22 protein-coding genes are annotated in these 17,993 nt (G+C 75.0%); 14 read left to right on the top strand and 8 right to left on the bottom strand.

All coding sequences use genetic code 11. The annotated features are described in order from the left end of the window. The first annotated feature begins 5 nt into the window (after positions 1–5). The gene (locus tag IU369_RS14350; RefSeq protein ID WP_217921667.1) at positions 6–323 is read left to right on the top strand and encodes an antibiotic biosynthesis monooxygenase family protein; all 318 of its coding nucleotides are present in this window, start codon (positions 6–8) and stop codon (positions 321–323) included. Positions 324–1,151: 828 nt separating this feature from the next. Here the strand turns inward: IU369_RS14350 and IU369_RS14345 are convergent. From IU369_RS14345 to IU369_RS14325, 5 genes are all read right to left on the bottom strand, one after another. Further along, the gene (locus IU369_RS14345; protein ID WP_217921666.1) at positions 1,152–1,793 is read right to left on the bottom strand and encodes a dihydrofolate reductase family protein; all 642 of its coding nucleotides are present in this window, start codon (positions 1,791–1,793) and stop codon (positions 1,152–1,154) included. A gap of 110 nt (positions 1,794–1,903) precedes the next feature. Next, positions 1,904–3,724, bottom strand: coding sequence for a bifunctional metallophosphatase/5'-nucleotidase (locus IU369_RS14340; protein ID WP_217921665.1), 1,821 nt, complete (start codon positions 3,722–3,724; stop codon positions 1,904–1,906). Positions 3,725–3,760: 36 nt separating this feature from the next. Continuing rightward, positions 3,761–4,255: a MarR family winged helix-turn-helix transcriptional regulator gene (locus IU369_RS14335; protein WP_217921664.1), complete on the bottom strand. Its 495-nt coding sequence runs from the start codon at positions 4,253–4,255 to the stop codon at positions 3,761–3,763. 402 nt (positions 4,256–4,657) lie between these two features. Next, positions 4,658–5,299 (bottom strand): methylated-DNA--[protein]-cysteine S-methyltransferase, encoded by a 642-nt coding sequence (locus IU369_RS14330; protein ID WP_217921663.1) that lies wholly within the window; start codon positions 5,297–5,299, stop codon positions 4,658–4,660. After that, complete coding sequence (locus tag IU369_RS14325) at positions 5,289–5,759, bottom strand: RNA polymerase sigma factor (RefSeq protein ID WP_217921662.1); 471 nt, start codon at positions 5,757–5,759, stop codon at positions 5,289–5,291. Before IU369_RS14325 ends, IU369_RS14330 begins: the two co-directional genes overlap by 11 nt. Before the next feature lie 90 nt (positions 5,760–5,849). On the opposite strand from IU369_RS14325, the gene eno reads away from it, so the two are divergent. From eno to IU369_RS14300, 5 genes are all read left to right on the top strand, one after another. Beyond that, positions 5,850–7,127, top strand: a complete 1,278-nt coding sequence (gene eno, locus IU369_RS14320; RefSeq protein WP_217921661.1) for a phosphopyruvate hydratase — start codon at positions 5,850–5,852, stop codon at positions 7,125–7,127. A 90-nt stretch (positions 7,128–7,217) separates the two neighbouring features. Beyond that, entirely contained in the window at positions 7,218–7,550 is a 333-nt protein-coding gene (locus tag IU369_RS14315) for an FtsB family cell division protein (protein ID WP_217924378.1), read from the top strand. Continuing rightward, positions 7,510–8,001, top strand: coding sequence for a DUF501 domain-containing protein (locus tag IU369_RS14310; RefSeq protein WP_217921660.1), 492 nt, complete (start codon positions 7,510–7,512; stop codon positions 7,999–8,001). Before IU369_RS14315 ends, IU369_RS14310 begins: the two co-directional genes overlap by 41 nt. After that, positions 7,998–8,321, top strand: coding sequence for a hypothetical protein (locus IU369_RS14305; RefSeq protein WP_217921659.1), 324 nt, complete (start codon positions 7,998–8,000; stop codon positions 8,319–8,321). Before IU369_RS14310 ends, IU369_RS14305 begins: the two co-directional genes overlap by 4 nt. Beyond that, a complete protein-coding gene (locus tag IU369_RS14300; RefSeq protein ID WP_217921658.1) occupies positions 8,318–8,542 on the top strand; it encodes a hypothetical protein in 225 nt (74 codons plus the stop codon). The genes IU369_RS14305 and IU369_RS14300 overlap by 4 nt, the downstream gene beginning before the upstream one ends. On the opposite strand, the gene IU369_RS14295 is transcribed toward IU369_RS14300, so the two are convergent. Further along, positions 8,514–9,551 (bottom strand): hypothetical protein, encoded by a 1,038-nt coding sequence (locus tag IU369_RS14295; RefSeq protein ID WP_217921657.1) that lies wholly within the window; start codon positions 9,549–9,551, stop codon positions 8,514–8,516. The two genes, IU369_RS14300 and IU369_RS14295, sit on opposite strands and share 29 nt — an antisense overlap. 121 nt (positions 9,552–9,672) lie before the next feature. Between IU369_RS14295 and IU369_RS14290 the strand changes: the two genes are divergently transcribed. Then, positions 9,673–10,749, top strand: coding sequence for a hypothetical protein (locus tag IU369_RS14290; protein WP_217921656.1), 1,077 nt, complete (start codon positions 9,673–9,675; stop codon positions 10,747–10,749). Here IU369_RS14290 and IU369_RS14285 read toward each other — a convergent pair. Together IU369_RS14285 and IU369_RS14280 are read right to left on the bottom strand one after the other, a co-directional pair. Then, positions 10,695–11,009 (bottom strand): EscU/YscU/HrcU family type III secretion system export apparatus switch protein, encoded by a 315-nt coding sequence (locus tag IU369_RS14285; RefSeq protein ID WP_217921655.1) that lies wholly within the window; start codon positions 11,007–11,009, stop codon positions 10,695–10,697. The genes IU369_RS14290 and IU369_RS14285 overlap by 55 nt on opposite strands. Then, positions 11,006–12,556 (bottom strand): hypothetical protein, encoded by a 1,551-nt coding sequence (locus tag IU369_RS14280; RefSeq protein WP_217921654.1) that lies wholly within the window; start codon positions 12,554–12,556, stop codon positions 11,006–11,008. The genes IU369_RS14285 and IU369_RS14280 overlap by 4 nt, the downstream gene beginning before the upstream one ends. A gap of 110 nt (positions 12,557–12,666) precedes the next feature. Between IU369_RS14280 and IU369_RS14275 the strand changes: the two genes are divergently transcribed. The 7 genes from IU369_RS14275 (at position 12,667) to flgL (ending at position 17,805) form a co-directional block, all read left to right on the top strand. Beyond that, positions 12,667–13,401: a flagellar hook-basal body protein gene (locus tag IU369_RS14275; protein WP_217921653.1), complete on the top strand. Its 735-nt coding sequence runs from the start codon at positions 12,667–12,669 to the stop codon at positions 13,399–13,401. A gap of 164 nt (positions 13,402–13,565) precedes the next feature. Beyond that, a complete protein-coding gene (flgG, locus tag IU369_RS14270; protein WP_217921652.1) occupies positions 13,566–14,321 on the top strand; it encodes a flagellar basal-body rod protein FlgG in 756 nt (251 codons plus the stop codon). Beyond that, complete coding sequence (locus IU369_RS14265) at positions 14,318–14,602, top strand: rod-binding protein (protein ID WP_217921651.1); 285 nt, start codon at positions 14,318–14,320, stop codon at positions 14,600–14,602. The genes flgG and IU369_RS14265 overlap by 4 nt, the downstream gene beginning before the upstream one ends. Further along, entirely contained in the window at positions 14,599–14,970 is a 372-nt protein-coding gene (locus tag IU369_RS14260) for a hypothetical protein (protein ID WP_217921650.1), read from the top strand. The genes IU369_RS14265 and IU369_RS14260 overlap by 4 nt, the downstream gene beginning before the upstream one ends. Continuing rightward, positions 14,967–15,473 (top strand): flagellar export chaperone FlgN, encoded by a 507-nt coding sequence (flgN, locus tag IU369_RS14255; RefSeq protein ID WP_217921649.1) that lies wholly within the window; start codon positions 14,967–14,969, stop codon positions 15,471–15,473. Before IU369_RS14260 ends, flgN begins: the two co-directional genes overlap by 4 nt. A 12-nt stretch (positions 15,474–15,485) precedes the next feature. Continuing rightward, positions 15,486–16,895 (top strand): flagellar hook-associated protein FlgK, encoded by a 1,410-nt coding sequence (gene flgK / locus IU369_RS14250; protein ID WP_217921648.1) that lies wholly within the window; start codon positions 15,486–15,488, stop codon positions 16,893–16,895. A 22-nt stretch (positions 16,896–16,917) separates the two neighbouring features. Then, entirely contained in the window at positions 16,918–17,805 is an 888-nt protein-coding gene (flgL, locus tag IU369_RS14245; protein WP_217921647.1) for a flagellar hook-associated protein FlgL, read from the top strand. The last annotated feature ends 188 nt before the right edge of the window (positions 17,806–17,993 follow it).

Here is a 17,993-nt window from a genome sequence, read left to right as displayed (position 1 = left end):
CCGCCGTGTCCGTCGTGCGCATCAACGCCATCACCGTCCCCGCCGAACGCGCCGAGGAGTTCGAGGCCCGCTTCGCCGCGCGCGCCGGCGAGGTCGCGACGTCCCCCGGCTTCGAGGCCTTCGAGCTCCTCCGCCCGAGCGACGACCGCGGCGTCTACCTCGTCTACACCCGCTGGGAGAGCACCGAGGCCTTCGACGCCTGGGTCCAGAGCTCCGCCTTCACGCGTGGCCACAAGGCCCACAACACCCAGGGACCCGTGAGCAGCCAGAGCGAGCTCTGGTCCTTCGAGGTCATCCAGCACGAGGTCGGCGCCCCCGGCTGAGGTTCCGCCTCCGCCCCGCCCCGAGGTCACCCATGGCGCACGTGGACCTCGATGCGACGCCCAAGTGCGCCACGCCCATCCCGGAGGGGTGCTGAGGGGGTCTGACCGGGCGGGCGACGGACACCCTCCCGCCGCCGCTGGCGGCCCCGGTGCTCCATGGCGCACTTGGGCCGTCGAGCCGGCCCCAAGTGCGATCAGAGACGGCACGGCGCTGGGCGGGAGTCGGCACGGGTCGGCGGCGACGTGTCGGTCCGCCGGTGGTTCGATGGCCCCGTGGCGCGGAGCTTCTACAAGGGGGAGAACCTCGGGTCCGTCCCGGCGTGTGCGATCTGCGTCGGGAAGGGGCGGGGGCGGCGGGCGGAGCTGCACCTCCCCTGCGGGGTGAGCGTCTGGCTGTGCGAGGAGCACCGGTCCGACGCGTTCCTCACGTCCCGGGCGGGGCGGGACCTCGCAGTGTCGCTCCTCCACGTCTGGCGGGCGTCGGGGTGCATGACGACACGCCGGTCGCGGGCGCTCGACGTCCACCGGGCGCGGCTCACCGGCCCGCCACCGGAACGTGAGCGCCCCGGGTCGTACTCGTGGCCGGCGTTGCGCGCCGCCGCCGAGGCCGCGTTCGCGCGGGGGGAACGCCCGGCAGCGGTGATCCGCGACCTCCGCCGCCGGTCCCGGCCGGGGGACGGCGTGCTCCCATCCGTCAAGACGATGCAGCGGTGGTTCCGCGACGGCCGGTGGCTCCAGGGATCCGGCCCGCCGCCCCCGCCGCCCGCGCCGCCGTCGAGCCCGGACGGATCGCCGATCCCGCCCCCGCCGGCTACGGTCGAGCCTCCGCTACCTCACCACCCGGTACCTCACGTGGGTGACGCCCGGCGCGTCGACCGCGCCGACGACCTCGAACGTCGCGTCGCCGACGTCCTCGAACAGACGGGACCCGCCGCCCAGGGTCAGCGGCGTCACGTGGACGACGATCTCGTCGAGGAGTCCGGCCCGGATCGTCTGCTGGACCGTGTCCGCGCCGCCGTGGACGGCGACGTCCCGGTCGCCCGCGGCGTCCCGCGCCCGCGCGACCGCCACGTCGACGCCGTCGGTCACGAAGTGGAACGTCGTCCCGCCCTCCATCTCGAGGGGCGCCCGCTCATGGTGCGTCAGGACGAACACCGGCGTGTGGAACGGCGGGTCGTCACCCCACCAGCCCCTCCACGGTGGGTCCCCGCGCCACGGGCCGGGTCCGCCGCCGAACATGCTCCGGCCCATCACGCCCGCGCCGACGTTCGCGGTCACCTCCTCCACCACCGCCGACGACGCGTTGGTGACGCCGCCGTCCCGGCCGTGCTCCCTTCGCCAGGCGTCGAGTTCGAACGCCCACCGGTGCAGCCCCTCGCCGCCCTCGCCGAGTGGGTTCTCGAGGCTCTGACGCGGCCCGGCGGCGTAGCCGTCGAGGGACACCGAGATGTGGCACCTGACGATCCCCATGGCTCCTCCCGTGGTCGTTTCCCGTGTCGACCGGGCGGGACGCGGCGACTCATCGACCCGCCGGGCCGCCGTCCCCGTGGCCGCGTCGTGCGGCCACGGGGACGGGACGGCTACGGCAGCGGCGTCGCCCGGTTCGGGACGGGCGCCGTGACGGGCGCGTTCGCCGTCAGGTACGCGATGAACGCGTCCAGGTCGCTCCCGCCGCCGAGGCGGTCGGTGCCGTCCCTCAGGACGGTGAACCCGTCGCCGCCGTCGGCGAGGAACGAGTTGACCGTGACCCGGTACGACGCCGCCGGGTCGATCGGCGTCCCGCCGAGCGTGATCGACGCCGGGTCGACCTTCTGGCCGACGGGCGCCGACCGCGACCACGAGTACGCGAAGCCCTCGGAGACCCCGAGGTGCAGGAACCGCACGCTCCCGTCGGTCTGGGTGGTCCACTGCTGCTCGAGCATCGCCTCGATCTGCGCCCCGGTCAGCGTCATCGAGACGAGCAGGTTGCCGAACGGCTGGACCGTGAAGGCCTCGCCGTAGGTCACCGCGCCCGGCACCTCACCCACGGGGGAGGGCGCGAACGTCAGGTCGGCGCGGACGCCACCCGGGTTCATGAACGCCATCACCGCGCCACCGTCGCCCGCGGCGGACGTCGCGGCGAGCTGGGCGTCGGCGATGAGGTCGGCCAGCGCCGACTCCGTGTCACGGGAGAGGCTGCGGGCGATGTCGGTCGTGACCGAGCCGACGACCCGGTTTGCGATCGGGGCCGACAGGGCCGTCCACTTGGCGATCGTCGCCGTCTGGACCGGGTCGGCCGCGACGTCGCGGGTCACCGCGTGGTTGACGCTCGTCACCGACGACCGCACGACGTCCTTCGTGCGGCGGTCGAGCTTCAGCTCCGTCTCGGTGATCACGCGCCCGAAGGAGGCGGCGCTCGTCACCCAGCGGGACGTGCCCTTGGGGTCGGGGATGTCGCACGTGTACGGCTGGTGCGTGTGGCCGGTGACGACCAGGTCGATCGCGGGCGACAGCTTCTGCGCGATCTCGACGATCGGACCGGAGAGTCCCGCCGCGTCACCCTGCGTGCAGGTGTAGTCGAACGTCGCGCCGGCGGGCGGCAGCCCACCCTCGTGCAGGAGCACGACGATCGCCTTCACGCCCTTGCGGCGCAGGTCGTTCGCCGCCTTGTTGGCGGTGACGACCTCGTCCCCGAACGAGACGTCCCGGATCCCGGACTGGGCGACCAGGGTCGGGGTGTCCTCCAGCGTCATCCCGATGAAGCCGACCTTCACGCCGTTCACCACCTTGACGCTGGTGGGGGGCAGCACGGTGCGGCCGGTCGAGGCGCGGAACCAGGAGCCGTAGCCCTTGGAGCCGGCGGGGCGGGTGATGGTCGCGCCCGCGTTGTAGGTGACGTTCGCGGCGAGCCAGTCGAACCCGGCGCCGGAGTAGCCGTCCGGGTCGAAGCAGCCCTCGACGGGGTGGCATCCACCGAACTGCATCCGCAGCAGCTCCGGGACGCCCTCGTCGAACTCGTGGTTGCCGACCCCCGAGACGTCGAGTCCGAGGGTGTCGAGCGTCTCGACGCTCGGCTCGTCCTTGAAGAGGCCCGACAGGAAGGGGGAGCCGCCGATGAGGTCCCCGGCGGCGACGGTCAACGTGTTCCGGTGACCGGCGCGGAGCGCCTTCAGGTGGGTGGTGAGGTACTCGACGCCACCCGCGGCCACGGGGCCCGTCGCGGTCGTGACGTTGCCGTCACCACCGGTCGGCGGCGCGAGGTGCCCGTGGTAGTCGTTGAACGACAGGATCTGGAGATCGACGGTGCGCGGCGCCTTCTGCGTCGCCGTCGCACCGGAGGCACCGAGCGCCAGGCCCGCCGCGGCGGCGGCGAGGACGGCGGCGCAGGCCCGCCTCGTTCGTGGACCGCGTGCGCTTCTCATCCGGCCTCCCCGGTGGGATGTGGGTTCGCGCCGACCCTACCCCGGCGGCCCGGACCGCACACGGGTGCCCGGCGTCGTCGTGACACCGGTGCAACCGGGGGAGATGCGCTCCCACACGCGGACCATCGTCTCCAGCTCGTCGGGGGTGCAGAGGTCGAGGAACAGGCGGCGGACACCGGCGACGTGGGTGCGGCGGGCGCGGACGAAGACCCGGTGACCCTCGGCCGTGAGCCACGCGATGAACCCCCGGCCGTCGTCGGGGCAGGGGTAGCGCTCGACCAGGCCGGCGGCCTCCAGCCGGCCGACGAGACGGGTGAGGCCGCTCGGCGTGTAGTCCACGGCGCGGGCGAGCTCGGTCATGCGCATCCGGCGCTTCGGCTGCTCGGCGAGCGTGCGCAGCACGGTGTAGTCCCAGAGCGACAGGCCGTGGGCGGATTCGAGCGCGGCGCCGAGCCCACGGCGGACGTCCCCCTGGACCCGGGCGAGCCCGCGCCATGCGGCGATGTCGGTGCTCGGCGGCGTCGGCGGCACGGGTTCCTCCTCGACGGGTGATCCGGATGACGGGTGGGACCGTAATTTGTTTCGCACAACAAATAAATGCTCCACCCGACCATGGAGAGCCTCGCATGTTCCTCACCTACATCCGCAACTCGAACGGCACCACGACCAACGGCCAGATGACGCCGGAGCTGCGGACGAGCCTCGCCCGCTAGCCGGTGGCCGCGCCATGGCCCCGCGTCCCCTTGAACGGGGGCCGGGGCCGTCGGCCCGCCACCCCCGCCGGCCCTCGCGTGGGCCGTCATGGCCCAAGTGGACCACGACGACGGGTCCAAGTGGACCACTCCCCGCCCCGAGCGGGTGGCGTGAGAGCCCAAGTGGACCATGGCGCGAGGCCCAAGTGGACCATCCGGGACGCCGCCCGGGCCGCGGGGCTCACCCCGTGGGGTGGCCCTCCAGGTCGAGGAGGAAGCGCTTGCGTTCGACGCCCCCGGTGTAGCCGCCGATGGCGCCTCCGCTGCGGAGGACGCGGTGGCAGGGGATGACGATGGGGATGGGGTTGCTCCCGAGGGCGTTGCCGGTCGCGCGGGATCCGCGGGGGCTGCCGGCCTCGGCGGCGATCGCGCCGTAGGTGCTGTGGCCGCCGAAGGGGATCGCCGCCGTCCGCTCGAGGACGGCCCGGGTGAAGCCGCGGATGAGGCGCCAGTCGATCGGCACGTCGAACCGCCGGCGGCGTCCCGCGAAGTACTCGTCGAGCTCGCGGCGTTCCCGGTCGAGGCGGGACGGGAGCTCCAGCACCCGCGGCGACACCTCGCGGGCGAGCCTCTCCAGCCGTGGCTCGAGCCCCTCCGCGACGTACGACAACATCACGAGGCCCTCGCCGGTGGCGGCGACCATCACCGGGCCGAGGGGGGTGTCGTGCACCGCGTACGCCACGTCGACGAGCCCCTCGCGGTCGGCCCGCCGCGCGAGCTCGTCGAGCAGGGACGGCGGGGGCCCCGGCGCCACCTCGCCGAGGGCCCGCTCCAGCTCCGTGTCGCGCTCCCGCTCCCGCTCCCGCTCCCGCTCATCCGCCATCCCACACCTCCCTCAGCCGCCGCAGTCCCTCGAACACGCTCCGCCGGGCCGCCTCCTCCGAGCAGCCCATCGCCGCCCCCACCTCCCGGTAGCCGAGGTCGCCGACGTACCGCAACGCCACCGCCTCGCGCTGGCGCGGCGGCAGGTCGCGGACCGCCCTCCACAACCCCGGGTCGCCGACGGCGGGGGTGCCGTCGACCGGCGCCGGCTCGGGGTCGGCCACCGGCACCGCCCGCCGGGCGCGCGCGCGGGCGGTGTCGATCGCGGTGCGCCGCGCGATCGTCATCACCCACGCCCGCAGCCCCCCGTCGTCGACGACGTCGGGGTAGGCGCGCAGCGCCTTCATGAACGTCTCCTGGAAGCAGTCGTCGGCGTCGTCCGGGCCGACGCACGCGACGAGGAAGCGGTGGACCGCGTCGCGGTGGGCGTCGAGGAAGACGGCGAAGGGTGGGGGTGCCATGCCGTCGTGGAACGTACCCCGCCCCGGTTCCGTGAGGTGCGGCGGGATAGACTCCGCCGCCCGCCTCCGTCCCCCGAACCCGGAGCCCACATGTCGCAGATCTCCCGCGTCGCCGCCCGTCAGATCCTCGACTCGCGCGGCCAGCCGACGGTCGAGGTCGAGATCACCCTCGCGTCGGGCGCGGTCGGGCGCGCGGCGGTCCCGTCCGGCGCCAGCACCGGCGCCTTCGAGGCGCTCGAGCTGCGCGACGGCGACGCCTCGGTCTACGGCGGCAAGGGCGTCATGAAGGCCGTCGCCAACGTCGAGGACGAGCTGGCCGGCGTGCTCGTCGGCCGCGAGGCCTCCGACCAGGCGGTGCTCGACCGGACCATGATCGAGTTCGACGGCACCCCGAACAAGGCGCGCCTCGGCGCGAACGCGATCCTCGGCTGCTCCCTCGCCGTCGCCGCGGCCGCCGCCGTCGACGCGGGCCTCCCGCTCTACCGCTACCTCGGCGGCGCACGCGCCAACCGGCTCCCGGTGCCGATGATGAACATCCTCAACGGGGGCGCCCACGCCGACAACTCCGTCGACCTGCAGGAGTTCATGGTCGCCCCGATCGGCGCCCGCACCTTCGCCGACGCCGTGCGGATGGGCGCCGAGGTCTACGGCGAGCTGAAGAAGGTCCTCCGGTCCCGCGGTCTCGGCACCGGCGTCGGCGACGAGGGCGGCTTCGCCCCCGACCTCGACAGCAACCAGGACGCCCTCGAGGTGATCATGGAGGCCATCGCCGCCGCCGGGTACACCCCCGGCGAGGACATCGCCCTCGCGCTCGACCCCGCCACGACCGAGCTGTACCGCGACGGCGCCTACCACCTGGAGGGCGAGGGCCGCACCCTCGACAGCGCCGGGATGGTCGACTACTGGGTGGACCTCTGCGACCGCTACCCGATCGTCTCGATCGAGGACGGCATGTCGGAGGAGGACTGGGACGGCTGGGTGGCCCTCACGAAGCGCCTCGGGGACCGCGTCCAGCTCGTCGGCGACGACCTGTTCGTCACCAACAGCCAGCGCCTCCAGCGGGGCATCGACCTCGGCGCCGGCAACGCCCTGCTCGTCAAGGTGAACCAGATCGGGACGCTCTCCGAGACGCTCGCGGCGATGGACCTCGCGAGCCGCTCCGGGTACGCGTCGATGGTCAGCCACCGCTCCGGCGAGACGGAGGACACGTTCATCGCCGACCTCGCCGTCGCGACCGGCGCCGGCCAGATCAAGACCGGCGCGCCGTCCCGCAGCGAGCGCGTCGCCAAGTACAACCAGCTCATCCGCATCGAGGAGCAGCTCGGCCCCGCCGCCTCGTATCCGGGGCGGTCGGCCTTCCGCGCGTGAGACGCCGGACGGCAGGAACGGGGGCCCTCGTCGCGTACCCGTGGGGGACGGGGGCCCCACGGCCCGACGCCACCTCCCGGGACGTGATCCATCCGCGCCAGGCGCATCTTCATCGCCGGTCTCCTCACGGCGATCCTGCTCGGCTACATCGGCCCGGTCTCCGGCTACCTCGACCAGCGGGCGGAGCTCCGCGAGGAACAGGCGAAGCTCGCCGACCTCGAGGCGCGGCGGGACGGCTTCCGTCAGCAGATCGCCCAGCTCGGGCAGCGGCCCGTGCTGGAGGCGCGTGCGCGGGAGCTCGGCCTGGTGCTCCCCGGCGAGCGGGCGTTCCTCGTGCGTGGCGACCTCGACCCCGTGCCACCGCCGGCGGAGGACGACGGCGATGACGGCGGCCCCCTCGGCTGGCTCACCGCCGTCTTCTGACCGGGTCGCCGTCGCCGCGCTCCTCGGGCGCGAGCCGTTCACGCACTTCAGCGTCGCGGTGCGCTGCCCCCACGGCGGCCCCGCCGTCGTCCGCAACGAACCGCTCGACCGCCGCGGCCGGCCCTTCCCGACCCGCGACTGGCTCGCCTGCCGCGCCCTCGGCGAGGCCGTCAGCCGGCTCGAGGCCGCCGGTGGCGTCCGCGCCCTCGAGGACGACCCCGACATGGCCGGGCCCCTCGCCGACGCCCACGCCCGCCACCAGGAGCTGCACGCCGGGCACCGCGTCGCGGGCGGCGGCGACCCCGCCCACGTCAAGTGCCTCCACGCCCACCTCGCGTTCGGCCTGGCGGAGGGCGGCTCCCCCGTCGCCGACTGGATCCTCGAGCGCGCCGGCGCCCGGTGGCCGGACCGGTGCTGCCTCGAGCGCCTGTCGCCCGGCGGCGGGGGGTGAGCGCCGGTGACGACCCCGCCGTCGACACCGCCCGCTTCGCGTGGGAGGACGGCGCCGCCCGCATGGCAGAGCCCGCGCCCCTCGCGGTCGTCCGCGCGCGCCGCCGGATCGTCACGGCCGTCCACGACGAGCTGCGCCGCCGCGTCGGCGTGACCTTCACCCTCCGCCAGCTCGTCGCCGCCTACGACGAGGCGTCGTCGTGGTACCTCGACCTCGCGGCACGCACCGCGCCCCGCGAGCCCGACTCATGGGACCCCGCCGTCACGCTCGACGGCGCCTTCTCGTCGTACGCCCGCACCGCCACGGACGCCCGCGGATGACGACGGACCCGCAGGACGCCCCGCGGCCGCGGCCGCCGCGCCCCCGCAAGCCGCCGGCGCGCAAGATCCGGCTCTCGCTGGCGGGCCTACTCGCCGTCGTCGCCCTGCTCGCCGGGATCGTGGTCGGCTACTCCGCGCGGGGGGACGACCCGCCGGGCGGCCTCATCACCGAGACCCGCCCGGTCCCCGTCGTCACGGTGACGGTGCCGGAGGCGCCGTAGCCGCGTCGCCGGGTGCGGGTGCGGTCCACAGCGCCGCGAGGTGCGGGTCACGTGTCTCGCCCCGGTCGATCAGTGCGTGGATGTCGGGGAGGGCGCGGACGTTGAGGTAGATGTGGCGCTGCCCGACGCTCGGCTTCTCGCCGAGCAGCCCGGCGCGCAGGAGGGCCTCGGCGACCTCGTGGGCCTGGTGCCGCTCGTGCACCGCCGCCCCGCGGGAGAAGTGCGAGATCTCCGTGTGGTAGCCCGGCCCCACCTTCCCCATGCGCAGCAACCGCTGCAGCACCGTGCGGGCGTGCCGCCGCCGCGGGTCGGGGTCGTCGGCGATCTCGAGGCTCGGCGGCGGGGGTGGGGGCGGCCCCCGGCGGTCGCCGACGACGCCCCAGCCGCGGAGCTGACCGAGGTACGACGACGGGTCGTCGGCGAACGTCGCGAGGCGGACCTTGCTGACGAGCAGGGCGAGCGCGACCTGGACGGGGTGGGCGCCGAGCTCGGCGGCGACCTCCGCGACGGGCCCGCCGCGCCAGCCCTCGCCGTCGGGCAGGGGGATCGGCGGGCCGCCGACGACGACGTCGGCCGGCAGGGTCGCGAGCGCGGCGCGGTCCGGCGGCGGGTGGTCCTCCGCGACGACCTCGGCCGCGAGGGGGCCCTCGATCATGCCGGGGGCGACGAGGCAGACGTGGCCGCGCCAGTCCTCCAGGCGCATCAGGGCCGGGTCGGCGCCGAGCTCGACGGCGGTGTCGAGGCACTGGAGCAGCACCGTCGCGGGGCCGCGGGGCACGAACGCCGACGCCCCCGCCGCCGTCGTCGGCAGCACCCAGGCCGGCTCCGACGCGGCGGTGCGGCCCGCCCAGATCCAGAGGGTGTACCGCCGGTTCGTCAGCTCCCGCCCCGAGAAGGCGAGGGTCTGGACGACCGCCTCCGCGGGGTCGCCGCGGACCCACGCGACCAGCCCGCGCGCGACGTCGCCGGGGTCGCGCCCCAGGTCGCCGAAGGTGACGGTGGACGTCATCGGCCTAACGTAGCGCGGCGCGGGGTGGTGTCCCGGCCGCGCACGCGGGGTGCGGCCCGGCCGTGCCGGGGTGTGGTGGATCGCGGATGGGGTCGCCCGCCCGTCGTGGGAGCATCCGGTGATGCACGGGAACGAGGGCGACCCACGGGGCGTGGAACCGGGCGACGGCGCGCCGCTGCTCGCCCGACTGGCGCGGGCCCTCGACGCCGGCGAGGTCACGCGCGACGACGTCCTGCGGGTGCTCGCCCGCGACCGCGGGCCCGTGAGCGGCGGACCGGGAGCGGCGGGCGTGCTGTACGCGCTCGGCGCGGTGGTCGTGCTGGTGGGCCTGGCGATCGCGTACGGCACGGTCCACGACGACCTGCCCCGGGCCGTCCGGGTGGTCGCTCCCTTCGCGTTCCCGCTCGCGGCGTTCGTCGCGTGCCTGGGGCTCGCCCGCCGCCGCGCGCCGTGGTGGCAGGTGGACCTCGCCGGTCTCGTCGGCTACGTGGCGTTCGCCGTCGCGTCCGGGGTGTCGGGGGCGGCCTGGGGCTGGACCGACACGGCGCGCGGCGCCGCCGCGGGGGTCGCCGTCACCGCCCTCGTCGGCGTGGCCATCGCCGTCCTCCTGCACCGAGTGACCGGGAGCACGCGGCTGCTCTGGGTGGGGGTCCCCGCCGCGCTCGCCGCCCTCGGGGTGGCGCTCGCGTTCCTCGCCGGCCTCTGGGACGCCCCGGCGGCGGGGCCGGAGCGCCTCGGCTGGGTGCTGCTCGGCGAGGCCGTCGCCGCCGCGGTCGTCGCGTGGGTCCTGAGCTCGCGCGACCCCGCCGGCTGCCGGTACGCCGCCGTGTGGGCGACCGTGGGCGGCTACGCGGCGGTGGTCTTCGCCGGCGACGACCTCGCGTCGTTCTCGGTGTGGCACGTCGTGCTCGCCGGCGTGGTCGTCGCCGCGTTCCTCGCGGCGGCGGCGCTCGACTCCGACGTCCTCGTCTGGCTCGCCGCGGCGGGGGGCGCGTTCTGGGTGGTCCTCATCGCCGTGGCGTGGGGTCCGCCACGGGCGCGGCGCTCGCGGTGGTGCTCGCCGGCCTCGGTCTCGTGGGGCTGGGGGTGCTGGTGGCGCGGCGGCTGCGGGCGACGGGGGCCCGCTGACCGGATCCCGGTCCGTCACGGCCCGGCGAGGCCCCGGGTCGTCGACGCGTACGCGGTGTTGGCGCGGTAGGCCCAGGCCAGCACCTCCGCGATGACGTCGTAGAGCTCCGCGGGGATCATCGCGCCGAGGTCGAGGGCGGCGAGCGCCGCGACGAGGTCGGGGTCCTCCCGGAGGGGGATGCCCTCGGCGCGGGCGAGCTCGAGGATCCGCTCGGCGACCGGGCCGGACCCCGCGGCCGTCACCCGTGGGGCGGGGGCCTCGTCACGCGAGTACCGCAACGCGACCGCCATCGGCCGGCGTTCCCGGGGTGGGCGGCCGGGGCCGCTCACGCCGACAGGTCCAGGCCGGAGGGGGGCGGTGGGGCGAGGAGGCGCTCGGGGGCCGGGCCCGGGAGGCGCTCCACGCTCACCGACGCGGCGGGCGCCGCCCGGCGCAGCGACGCGGCGAGGTCGCCGGCGAGGGGGGCGAGGAAGCGGCGGGCCTCGTCGGTGCCGACGCGGACGGTGGCGTCGACCGCCCCGCCACCGGCGGTGGCCTCGATCATCACGGGTCCGAGCGCCGACAGGTGCAGCAGGAAGGCGAGGCGCCGGGGGCGTTCACGGCCGTCGCCGGCGTCGTGGCCGCCGTCGGGCGCGACCCGCACCTCGGCGGTGCCGCCGCCGGGGAGGGGGACCTGGAGGTAGGCGCCCTGCTGGGCGGGGTCGGGTGCGGCGGCGCCGGGAGGGGGGATCGTCGCGCCCGCCAGCCCCTGCGCGGCGAGCCCGTCGGCGATGCCGGTCGCCGAGCGGGCGAGGGCGGCGTCGGTTCCCGGGTGGGTGGCGAGGGCGTGCAGCAGGGCCCGCAGCGGGGGGGCGTCGGGTGGGTCGCCGGCGGCGAGGCGCGCCTCGAGGTTCCCCCCGAGGTCGGAGATCGCACGGCGCAGCAGCTCGGCGCTCCCCGACGTCGCCCCCGTCCCGATGCCCTCCGTCAGGTCGGCGAGCGCCCCGAGGATCGCGGCGGTGATGGGGGTCGCCGGGCCCCCCGGGCCGGGTGTCGCGGGGTGGGGTCCAAATGGACCACCGGGGTCGACCCGATTGGACATCGGCCCGGGAACGCCCATGGGAACGGGGTTCTGGGGGGATGGTCCAATTGGACCCGCGCCGTTGGTCCAATTGGACCATCCCCCGGCGGCGGGGGACGCGAGGCCACCGGGACCGGGGGCGGGACCCGTCGGAGGGCCTCCCGCCGCCGCTGCCGCGGCGGCGCCGTCGAGGAGGGTGGCGATGGCGCGGCCGAGGGGGGCGCCGTCGAGGAGTCGGGCGAGGCCGGCGACGGAGGCGGGGGTGGTGGGGAGGCCGGCGGCGTCGAGGCGGGCGAAGGCCGCCGCCGTCGCCGGGGTCCCCACGCCCGCCGCGGCGGCGCGGGTGGCGAGGGCGGTGGCGGCCGCGCCGTCGCCGGGTGCGGCGCCCGCCTCGGCGAGGGCGGCGAGCAGGGCGGAGGCCGCGGCGGCGGGGATGCCCGCGGCGGCGAGGGCCCCCGCGGGGGTCGCCCGGGCGGCGGCGGCCGCCGCGGCGGCGCCCGGGGAGCCGCCGGGACCGGGCGCGTCGGGCTGCAGGCGCAACGTCACCCGGTCGGCGCCGGCCTCCCCGACCACGAGGCGCAGCGTCTGGCCCGGCTCGAGCGGCAGGTCGCTCGCGGCGGTCACGGTGCCGCCGGCGAGGGACAGCTCGACCATCCCCGCCTGCACCGCGAGCACGCGTGCCGCCAGCGCCTGGCCGGGGGAGACCGGGAGGGGGCGGTCGGTGACGACCGCGCCGGGGGCGCCCGCCGCGGCGACGGGGGCCGCGGGCGCGGGTCCCGCGGGCGCGGGCGCGCCGGGGGTGACGGAGGTCGACATGCCCCCACTGTGTCGTCCGTGGCGCCCCCGTCCTGAAGCGCCCGGGGGTCAAGTGGCGCACGGGCCGTGCCGATAGGCCCTGCGAACGGATTCTCCACGGAAGGCCCGGTGTGATCAGAGGGATCTACATCGCGGCGAGCGGACTGCTCGCCGAGAGCGCACGCCAGGACGTGATCGCCAACAACCTGGCGAACGCCACGACCACCGGCTTCAAGCGCAGCGAGTCGGTCGCCTCGCCCTTCCAGGAGATGCTCCTCAAGAGCCAGGGGATGCCCGGCACGGCCGACGTCGGTCCGCTGACGATGGGCGCCCAGGTGGAGGGGATCTCGATGATCGACTCCCAGGGCGCGCTGAGGTTCACCGGCAACACGCTCGACATGGCGCTCGTCGGCGACGGCCACTTCACCGTCGACACCCCCGCCGGCCGCCGCTACACGCGCGACGGCTCGTTCGGCCTCGACACCGCGGGCCGGCTCGTGACGAAGGACGGCAACGCCGTCCTCGGCGACAACGGCCGGCCGATCACGCTGGACCGTGGCGAGCTGAAGGTCGGGATCGACGGCTCGATCACGCAGGGGGGTGTGGTCCGCGGGCGCCTGATGCTCACGGCACTCGACCCCGCGTCGATCCAGCAGATGAGCCAGAACCTGCTGACCGGCACGCCGAAGGGCGCGCCGACGGCGGAGGTCCGACAGAACCACCTCGAGTCGAGCACGGTCAACGTGGTCACCGAGATGGTCGATCTGATCCGCGTGATGCGGTCGTTCGAGTCGAACCAGAAGGCGGTCCAGTCACACGACGAGGCCCTCCAGGCCTCGATCTCGAAGGTGGGTGCGGTCGGATAACGAGAGCCACAGCGCGAGCAGATGACCCGAGCCGGACCGTCCCGACGTGACGGAAGCTCCGGGGGCCCGACGGATCGACGGCCCCCACCCCGCACCGCCCCGCTCGCAACGGACTCTCCGCCGGCCCCGCCGTCACGCATGACGACACGGAGGCTGATGGGCAGATGATGGACGCTCTGTACTCGGCTGCATCGGGCATGACCGCCCAGCAGACCAGCATGGACGTGGTCGCCAACAACCTGGCGAACGCCACCACCTCCGGCTACAAGCGCGACCGCCTCGACCTGGTGGACCTCGCCTACCAGCCCTTCCAGCTGCCCGGCGGCGGCACCGGCCAGGTCGGCCTCGGCGCCGCCCCCGGCCGCGTCAACAAGGAACACGAGCAGGGCGGCCTCCAGAACACCGGGCGCGACATGGACGTCGCGATCCAGGGCGAGGGCTTCTTCCAGGTGACGCGCCCCGACGGGACGCTCGCCTACACCCGCGCCGGGAACCTCCAGGTCGACGCGAACGGACGCATCGGCACCCCGACCGGCGAGCTGCTGCAGCCCCGCATCCAGGTGCCCGCCGGCGCCGGCGACCTGACGATCTCGCCCGACGGCTCCGTCACCGCCACCGTCGCCGGGAAGATCACGACGCTCGGCACCATCCAGACCGCCTCCTTCACCAACCCCTCCGGGTTGCTGGCGGCCGGCGGCAACCTCTTCACCGCATCCGCCAACTCCGGGGCCGCGAGCCTCGGCGCCCCCGGCACCGCCGGACGCGGACCCCTCACCCAGGGGACCCTCGAGGCGTCGAACGTCAACGTCGGCACCGAGATGATCTCGCTGATCACCACGCAGCGCGCCTTCGAGGCGTCGAGCAAGGTGGTCATGGCGAGCGACGAGATGATGGGCATGGCGAACGGGCTGCGCCGATGAGCACCGCCGTCGCCGGCCTGACCGCCGCCGCGCCCCCCGCCGCCGCGCCCGCCGCCGCCGCGACCACCTCCGACCCGAAGATCCGCGAGGCCGCCGAGGCCTTCGAGGGCGTCTTCATGTCGATGCTCGTCGAGGAGATGATGAAGAGCACCGAGGTCGCCAAGGGCAACCCGCTCTACACCGGCCTCATGACCGAGAAGCTCGGCGACCAGATCTCCCGCTCCGGCGGCATCGGCCTCGCCGACGTCATCGAGCGCCAGATGGGCGGGGGTGCCGCATGAGCCCCGTCGAATCGTGCAAGGGCTGCGGCGGGCTGTTCGCGTTCCTGCCCCGCGGCTACTGCGCCGACTGCATCGACCTCCGCGAGCGCCGCTACCAGGACGTCCGGGAGTGGCTGCTCGACAACCGCGGCGCGTCCGTCGCCGACGCCGCCCAGTCCACCGGTGTCGAGGAGTCGCTCATCATGGCCTTCGTCCGCGAGGGCCGGCTCGAGTTCGTCGGCGCCGCCACCGCATCGATGGAGGACGAGGAGCTCAAGGAGCGCATCCGCCGCGACCTCGCGGCCCGCGAGGCCGCCGGCCCCGCCCCCGTGGACGCCGCTCGCCCGTCGGCGCCGCGCCCGCTCGGCATGAGGACGCGGACGTCGTGATCCGGCCCGCCGCACAGGAACTCGCCGACCGGCTCGCCGACCTCGTCCGCGCCCAGGAGCTGCTGCTCGACCTGGTGCTCCGCCAGCGCCCCGCGATCATCGAGGGCCGCCACGCCGACGTCGACGCCGTCGCCGCCGAGATCGAGCTCGAGATCCGCCGCATGGCGGGCATCGAGAAGGCCCGGGCCGCCGCCGCCGAGGCGCTCGCCGACGAGGTCGGGCTGGCCGCCACCCGCTGGTCGGCGCTGCGCGAGGTCCTCGCCCACGACGAGCGCTCGCTGATCGCCCCCCGCGTCGAGCGCGTCGAGACGCTGGTGCGCGACCTCGAGCTCGCCAACACCATCAACGGGCAGCTCGTGCGGCAGGAGCTCGACCTGCTCGACCTCTCGATCCGCAGCCTCGCCCGGCCCGACCCGCGCACCGCCCACCGCGCCTACAGCGCGACCGGCGGCCGGGCGGCCGACGCGCCCGCCGTCCCGATGCTCCTCAACACGGCCGCGTAGGGGACGACGGCGATGGCATCCACCTTCTTCGGCCTGAACGTCGCGCTCAGCGGCGTCGTCACCCAGCAGCGGGCCCTCAACACGGTCTCGCACAACCTGACGAACGCGACCACGCCCGGCTACTCGCGCCAGCGCGTCGACATGGCCGCGAACACGCCGACGCCCTACCCGGCGCTCAACATGCCGGTCGGCCCCGGGCAGCTCGGCACCGGCGTCGTCGCGACCCAGCACGCCCGGCTCCGCGACCAGTTCGTCGACCTCAACTACCGGGCGACCAGCGCCGACGTCGGCAACTACTCGGCGAAGGCCGACGCCCTCTCGACGATCGACACCATCATCGACGAGCCCGGCGACACCGGCCTCACGCACCTCCTCAGCCAGTACTGGGGCTCGTGGCAGGCGCTGTCGCTGCAGCCCGACTCCGCCGCGGCCCGCGAGACCGTCCGGCACGCCGGCCAGGCGCTCGCCCAGGGCTTCAACGACGTCAGCGCGCAGCTCACCGCGTCGCGGAGCGAGGCGGACACCCGCATCGGCCTCGGCGTCCAGCGCGTCAACGAGCTCGCCGGCCAGGTCAACGAGCTGAACAAGCAGATCGCGATGGTCGTCGCCGTCGGCCAGGAGCCGAACGACCTCCGCGACCAGCGCGACGTGCTGATCGACCAGATCGCCGGGTTCGCGAACGTGACGGTCACCGAGCCGGGCGCCAACGGCAAGGTCTCCATCGCCGTCGGCTCCCAGCTCCTCGTGGACGGCACCACCGACACCGTCGGGGCCCTCGCCATCGACGCCGCCGGCGCCGCCACCGTCAACGGCGTGGCGACCACCGTCACCAGCGGCAGCCTCCGCGGCCTCGTGGACATCCGCGACACCGTCATCGGCGGCGCGACCGGCTACATCGCGCAGCTCGACACGCTCGCCGCCGCCGTCGCGACGTCCGTCAACACCCGCCACGCCGCGGGCTTCGGCCTCGACGGCACCACCGGCACGGCCTTCTTCACCGGCACCACCGCCGCGACGCTCGGGGTGTCCGCCGCGATCACCGCGTCGGTCGACGCGATCGCCGCGAGCGACACCGCCGGCAACCTGCCCGCCGGCGCCGACAACGCCGTCGACCTCGCGCAGCTGCAGTTCGTGGTGCAGACCATCGGCACCTCGACGACGACGCTCGACGGCTTCTACCAGCAGATGGTCGCCCGCATCGGCGTCGACACCGACCAGGCCGGCCGGATGGCGCAGGTCCAGCAGGGGGTCCTCGAGGCCGCCCAGGCACGCCGCGACGGCGTGAGCGGCGTGAACCTGGACGAGGAGATGTCGGACATGGTCCGGTTCCAGAAGTCCTACAACGCCGCCGCGCGGATGGTGACGACTCTCGACGAGATGCTCGACACCATCATCAGCCGCATGGGCGTCGTCGGACGCTAGGGGGAGCGCGATGGTCACCCGCATGAGCACCGGCCAGATGACCAGGAACTTCCTGGCCGATCTGGAGGGCAACTACCGATCGCTCGCCGACTCGCAGCGACAGGTGTCGACGGGCAAGCGCATCCTCACCCCGTCGGACGACCCCGTCGGCATCGCGATCGCCCTCGGTCTGCGCCGCGACCAGAAGGCCGGCGAGGCGTGGGGCCGCAACATCGACGACTCGCTCACCTGGATGAACACCACCGACCGTGCGCTCGGCCAGGCCCTCGAGGTCGCCCAGCGCGCCCGGGAGCTGGCGGTGCAGGGTGGCAACGGGACCCTGTCGGCCGAGTCGCGTGCGCTGATCGCGGCGGAGGTCGACAGCCTCAAGAGCCAGTTCGTCGAGATCGGGAACAGCAGCATCGGCGGGCGGTACATCTTCGGTGGCACCGCCACCGACCGGCCGCCCTTCGACCCGGCCACCGAGACGGCCGCCGCGCCCGTCAACACGAGCCTCATCAACCGCGAGGTCGCGCAGGGCTCGGTCATCAGCGTCAACATCACGGCCGACCGCCTGCAGGACCCGCCGGGGGCGACCGCCGACATCTTCACGGTGCTCGACGACCTCTCGAACTCCCTGCGGACGAGCGACTTCGACGGGATCACCCGGTCGCTCGGCGCCCTCGACGCCCACCAGGACAACATCAGCGCGCTGCGCGGGGAGCAGGCCGCGAAGGTCAACCGGCTCGAGCTCACGGCCAGCCGCTTCGAGGCGCAGAAGATCGCGACGGGCGACCAGCTCTCGCGGATCGAGGACGTGGACATGGCCCAGGCGATCACGGACCTGACCATGAAGGAGACCGTCTACCGCTCGGCCCTCGCGGCCGGCGCGCGCGTGATCCAGCCCTCCCTCGTCGATTTCCTGCGGTGAGGGGACTCGGAACTCAAGTCCGCGGTGCGCGGTCCGATGAGCGGGGGGCGGACCCCGAACCTGAGGTCCGCAGACGGACACCGACCCGGATGGTCGGTGGGCACGACATGGTGACGAAGGACACGGAAGTCCCGTCGCAGGTCATCTCCGGGCATCCGCCCGCTGCCGCCACCGCGGCGGATCGACAG

The sequence above is a fragment of the Miltoncostaea oceani genome (assembly GCF_018141545.1).
Taxonomy (GTDB): domain Bacteria; phylum Actinomycetota; class Thermoleophilia; order Miltoncostaeales; family Miltoncostaeaceae; genus Miltoncostaea; species Miltoncostaea oceani.
The sequence above is the reverse complement of the archived record's forward strand: the minus strand, read 5'-3'. Positions and strand labels throughout refer to the sequence as shown.